Origin of the sequence: Lentihominibacter sp. (genome assembly GCF_046951855.1) — a bacterium.
Lineage (GTDB): Bacteria > Bacillota > Clostridia > Peptostreptococcales > Anaerovoracaceae > Lentihominibacter > Lentihominibacter hominis.
The window spans coordinates 1-5732 of record NZ_JBKTXS010000057.1 but is presented as its reverse complement, the minus strand read 5'-3'; the positions used below and the strand labels follow the sequence as shown (position 1 = coordinate 5732).

At 37.3% G+C, this 5732-nt stretch carries 7 protein-coding genes; 3 read left to right on the top strand and 4 right to left on the bottom strand.

Going from position 1 to position 5732, the window contains the following annotated elements; genetic code table 11:
* On the top strand, positions 1 to 244 hold a 244-nt coding region (locus ACLR96_RS09960; RefSeq protein ID WP_412265836.1), incomplete at its 5' end, for a TatD family hydrolase.
* A 132-nt stretch (positions 245 to 376) separates the two neighbouring features.
* Here ACLR96_RS09960 and ACLR96_RS09955 read toward each other — a convergent pair.
* The 4 genes from ACLR96_RS09955 to ACLR96_RS09940 all read right to left on the bottom strand — a co-directional run bounded on the left by ACLR96_RS09955 (position 377) and on the right by ACLR96_RS09940 (position 3192).
* Positions 377 to 937: an NAD(P)H-dependent oxidoreductase gene (locus ACLR96_RS09955; RefSeq protein WP_177269707.1), complete on the bottom strand. Its 561-nt coding sequence runs from the start codon at positions 935 to 937 to the stop codon at positions 377 to 379.
* An 18-nt stretch (positions 938 to 955) separates the two neighbouring features.
* On the bottom strand, positions 956 to 1252 hold the full coding sequence (locus ACLR96_RS09950; RefSeq protein ID WP_177269705.1) for a Dabb family protein: 297 nt from the start codon (positions 1250 to 1252) through the stop codon (positions 956 to 958).
* A gap of 15 nt (positions 1253 to 1267) precedes the next feature.
* Entirely contained in the window at positions 1268 to 2122 is an 855-nt protein-coding gene (locus tag ACLR96_RS09945) for an aldo/keto reductase (protein ID WP_177269703.1), read from the bottom strand.
* A 191-nt stretch (positions 2123 to 2313) separates the two neighbouring features.
* Entirely contained in the window at positions 2314 to 3192 is an 879-nt protein-coding gene (locus ACLR96_RS09940) for a LysR family transcriptional regulator (protein ID WP_177269701.1), read from the bottom strand.
* 246 nt (positions 3193 to 3438) lie between these two features.
* Here ACLR96_RS09940 and ACLR96_RS09935 point away from each other — a divergent pair, with 246 nt between their 5' ends.
* The gene (locus ACLR96_RS09935) at positions 3439 to 5241 is read left to right on the top strand and encodes a SpoIIE family protein phosphatase (protein WP_412265833.1); all 1803 of its coding nucleotides are present in this window, start codon (positions 3439 to 3441) and stop codon (positions 5239 to 5241) included.
* A gap of 86 nt (positions 5242 to 5327) precedes the next feature.
* A partial coding sequence (locus ACLR96_RS09930; RefSeq protein WP_412265830.1) for an ATP-binding protein occupies positions 5328 to 5732 on the top strand: 405 nt, incomplete at its 3' end.

Here is a 5732-nt window from a genome sequence, read left to right as displayed (position 1 = left end):
TGTTACCTATAAGAATAATAAGAAAACCGTAGCTGTTGTGGAGGAAATCCCTATAGACTTTCTTTTGGTGGAGACTGATTCGCCGTATCTCACACCGGAGCCTTTCAGGGGAAAGAAAAACACGCCTCCCATGGTAGAGTATACTGCGGCTAAAGTGGCGGAAATAAAAAAAATGAATCTCCAGGATGTAGCAGAGAAGACAAAGGAAAATGCTATGAGGTTTTACGGTATTATTGGGAAATAGCTGACTGCCTGATGACAGGTAAAAAATAGAATTTTGCCGGGCTTTTGGGGTTAATGAAAGCCCGGCAATTTTTAATATTAAGTAAGTATATATTTGATTACATGTTTTGTTGCAAGAAATTTTTATATTTAACTAATTTAATGTCTGCAATAATTTTAATAGTTTATTTGTATGTATGGCCGTTTTTTCTTTTAGTTCTGTTTCTTTTTCGGCATCATTCCGATTTTGATAAGAGACTCCTCCGGTATAAATATAGCCTGAATAATCTAATTCACATAAATTACAGATAGCTTTTATTGGTGTGAGAAAATCATCTATAGGGTAATGTTGTTCTCCCTCATAACTATACATAAATTCAGGGGCGCCTGTAGTGAAAGAGGCAATCAATTTTTTGCCTTTAAGTTTATTTCCATCTGAACCATGAGAAAAGCCGTGCTGGAATGTCTCTTCGATCCAGCGGCTTAATAGTGATGGCATGGCATACCAGAAAATTGGAAATTGTAAAACGATGATATCAGCGGTTACAAGCTTTTCCTGTTCTGCTTTGACATCAATTTGAAAATCCGGATAAAGTTTGTCCAAGTAGACAAATTCGGCTTGCGGCAGGGCGGACTCAAGATTTTCCAATATAGATTTATTTGCGGCTGAATTGTTTAGATCTGTGTGTCCGGAAATTATTAATATTTTTTTCATATTTGATATCGCTCCTTTTTAATATTCTATTTGTGTTAAAATAAAATTATCTGTTCTGAAAAAGTCAGGTGCTGTTTTACTTACATTCTGATGTGCAGAGCTTTGGATAACTTTATCAAAATCCTGTTTGCTTTCTACATCAATCGTCATAGCAACAACATTGCTTAAGCCAATCCATCCCGTGCTTTTTTCTACGATAATTTCTTTGATTTCCGGAAGTTCATTTTTCATGTTTCGCATCAATTCAATTTCCTTTTGAATTTCGCTGTCAGTTACACCTTCTTTGATTGTTGCAATAAAAATATTTCTTATCATGGTTGAGTTCTCCTTTTATTTGTTTCCGATCTTAAACATTTTGAAGAATCTTTCAATATCTTCTGCGTTTTCATGGTCCATAAATACATTTTCGCCTAAATCCAGTTCTTCAATTTTCTTTATATTTTCATTTGATAATGAAAAATCAAATATATTGAGATTTTCTTCCATTCTATTTTTATGAACAGACTTTGGAATAGCAATGATACCATTTTGAATTAAGAAACGCAGTGCCACTTGCCCTATTGTTTTGTTATGCTGCTTCGCAATTTGCATTAAAACTTCATTTTCAAAGATACCATGGCTGCCTCTGGCAAATGGTGCCCAAGCTTCCAGTTTTGTTCCGTATTTTTCTAAAAATTTTTTATCATTTTTATGTTGCTGGAAAACGTGAGTTTCTAACTGATTTATCATAGGATTAATTTCACTGAAAGTTACTAAATCCATAAATCTGTCCGGATAAAAGTTAGAAACACCAATTGCTCTTACTTTTCCTGATTTGTATGCTTCCTCTAAAGCTTTCCATGTGCCGTAGTAATCATTAAAGGCCTGATGAATGAGAACTAAATCAATATATTCTGTCTGTAATTTTTTCAAAGACTCTTCAAGAGAGCGTTTTGCCTTTTCATATCCTGCGTTTTCAACCCAGATTTTTGTTGTAATAAACAATTCTTCTCTGGATACACCGCATTTTACGATTGCATTTCCAACACCTTCTTCATTGCGATATGCTTGTGCTGTGTCAATCAATCTGTAGCCGACTTGAATTGCTTCCGTAACGCAACGTTCGGTTTCATCATTACTCATTGTAAATGTTCCATATCCGAGTATAGGCATTTTTACACCGTTACTTAAAGTTATAAATTTCATTTTTCCATCTCCTTTAAATTTGCTTATTTTGCAATTTGTGCCATAAAAAATCCATTTTCTGCCCTTTTCAAAGAAAATAGGTGCAAGATAAGATAGTGATTTATCTTACTTACACCTATATTTTAAAATCAATTTATTGATATGTCTAATGCTTATATTACATCATTAGAAATGCAAAATTTGAATTTCTATTATCCTTGTTTATACTGCTCTTTTATAAAATTTATAAAGGTATGTGTTGCTTTTGAATATAATTGCCTGTCTTTCCATGCCAGTACAGAAGTCAATTCAAGTTTTGGTTCAAAAGGAATAAATATCATATTATCATAGTAATTATCTAACTTTACACAGATAACAGCCCCTTTTTTCTCCTTTGCAACAATCACAGCATTATACAGAAGATTATAGTTTACACATGACTTCATTTCTTTGGCAAAATCACCTGACCAGTTTGCCAGCTCATGATGAACGGGAGTATTGAGATGTATGGTTATAACTTTTGTACCAACTAACTCTCCGGGATGAATTGCTTTTTTTTGAGCAAGGGGGTTATCCTTATGAATCAAAACTCCCCACTGTTCCTTTGTCCTCATGCGGATGAAATTGCATTTTACAACATTTACAGGTTCTAATAACAGCCCCAAATCTAAAGAACCTTGCTCCATTCGTTCTTTAATATTTTCATTATTTCCGCTGTATAGCTCAAATTGCACTAAAGGATATCGGTTTTGAAAATCAGTGATAAGTTTTGCGATTTCTTGCGCACTTCTCATTTCTCCGCAGCCTATAGATATATTGCCTGACAGTATATCTGCATCTTGTTTTAGTTCTGCCTGTGCTTTATCTGCCAAGTTTACCATTTCCTGTGCGCGCTGGCGAAACAGCAAGCCGCTGTTTGTTAAATATATACTGTGGCTGCTTCTTCGAAACAGCTTAACTCCCAATTCTTCTTCAAGCTGTATTAGCTGTCTTGAAAGAGTAGGCTGTGTTATATGAAGAAGCTGTGCTGCCTTGGTTATATTTTCTTCTCTGGCCACTACTAAAAAATAATTCAAAACTCTTATATCCATATTTATTGATTACCTTTTTTGTTTTATTATAAAACAGCAGAAATGTGCTTACAATATTTCCTATTAAAATATGAAATGGACAGGGCTGATACCATAATGTAAATTTACATTAAAAGCATGATTTTTTCACACTTTTCGTATTATGGAAAACATGACAAAAAATAAATTACTGTTACAGGAGTTTTGACAAATTTCGATGAGGACAGGCTGTATAATGTGCTTGTATTGGGAATGGAGATTTTTAAAATGGAAAACACCACCAAAGCAGGCGCTTTTAATTTAACGAAAACAAAAATAGCGCGTGTAGTCATATTAATATTGTTTACTTTTGTCATAAGCCATGGTCCTTTAATGGACGGATGCTTTCCCGCCGCGGTGGCTTTTGTTGCGTATATGACTTGTAGAAGCGTGACAAATTTGTATTTAGCCATACCCGCGGCGGCAGGTATTTTGCCTTATATTACAAAAGGATATGATCCGTGGGGGGATTTGGCGGCAGTTGCTGTCTGCGGTATTTTATTTGCGGCAGCCAGAAAAATGAAGCTGGAAACGTGGCAGACTGCCATGATCTCAGCTGCCATAGGCATTATATGTATGAGTGTGAGCAGGCTTGCCACCTCGACAGTATATAAGATAAGCCCTGAGAAACTGATGCTTTACGGATTTCTTATACTGGCGATGGTATTCATGTTTGATGCTGTACACAGCATATGGGCAGACAAGGAGAATAGAAAAACTGATGTTTTGCAGGAACTGCGGCTTGTGTCGGCCGTGTCAATGTGTCTTATGGTAGTAAACGGTCTGGGGATTTCGTTTTTATCATGGCCAGTCATTTTGTTTCTGACCTTGCTTACTCTTGTATATCTGGATTCGACAGCTGCTTTTTTGACGGTTGCTATAGGGGGAATCTGGACAAGCTTTATCGGTCAGGAGCAGTGGGGATTGCTTGCTACTGCAGTTATAGGCGTAACTGCGGCGATATTCGCTAAACGTTTCGGGGGGCTTATTTGTGCGGCTGTTTTTGTCCTTACATGCTGGTCCTTGGGATTTGCAGAGAGCGGAATAGTTTTGGGGGTTGATAATTACTGCCTTTTATTGGCTTCGGCAGTATTTGTCACTGTAAACTGGAAGTTTGGATCTAAGCTGAAAAAAAGTATAGTAATATTAGCGGGAACCGAGGAAAATGCAAGGGCTGAAGCTGACAGCAAAGCATCTGGGATACTCAAAATAAAGGCTGAGGACATGGCGGACTTGGCAGAACTGTATTCAACATATTTGGACAGCAGATCAGTTCTGGCAAATCAGTTTGATATAACAAGGCAAATTATGAATGATGTAAGGCACAGATTAAATGAAGGGGTAAGGAGCTCAGTATCTCTGAATCATGAAAGGTTTAATGTGGATATTGCAGTCGCTCAGTGCGCAGCTTCCGGTGATATCAATGGCGACTGCTGTGGATGGCAGGATATCGGAGACGGAAAGATTGCCATGATCGTCAGTGACGGAATGGGCAAGGGAAAGAAAGCAGCGGCAGAGAGTCTGATGGTAACTAAGACAATAATATCACTTTTGAAATCCGGAGTGACTACGGATCTTGCTCTTAAAATGATAAATGCTGTTATGCTGATGAAAGATGATGAGGATTCATACGCCACTGTGGATCTGGTTATAATTAATAAACGCACAGGAAAGACTAAATTTTATAAAATAGGTGCAGCGCCTACACTTATCCGTCGCAGGGATAAAGTCGAAGAAGTAAAACTGTCAGCTGTCCCTTTGGGAATAGTCAATGGACTTAAAATAAGATATATGGAAACAGTTCTTAAAAAAGATGACTGGATAATAATGATGTCTGACGGAGTGAGTGATGGGGGAGTCGGCGGAAATGGAAGAAATGATGTGTTTCTGAGCGTGCTTAAAGAGACTGCTGCTAAAGTAAGATCCGCAGATCCGGCAACTATGAGCGACCTTATATTGAATCAGGCAGCAGACAGTTATATAGGAAAAGAACGTGATGATTTGACTGTGCTGACAGCAAGAATTATTTGACGTTTCATTGTGGCTTACAGGGGAATTTCATGGTACAATAGATATAAATATCAGAAACGGAGTTTTGCAATAGTAAAAACGATAGAATGTTGATCCAGCAAGTCAGAAAAACCATAAAAGAACACCATTTAATAGAAAAAGAACAGCATATCGTATTAGGGTTGTCAGGAGGCCCTGATTCGGTATGCCTTTTTCATGTGCTGATGTTACTGAAAGAACAGATGGGTATAACGGTATATCCCGTACATTTGAATCATAAATTCAGACCGGGAGAGGCAGAAAGAGATCAGCGATATACAGAAAATTTGTGCCGGCAGATGGGCGCGCAATGCAGAACTTTTACAGTAGATTGTGCAAAAATGGCTGAGGAGCTTTCTGTTACAGGAGAAGAAGCGGGAAGGATAGCCAGATATGATGTGTTTTATGAAACTGCTGAGAAGATAGTTTCTGAACTTATGGAAAAAGGTGAAGATGAATGCAAAGCAAGGGAA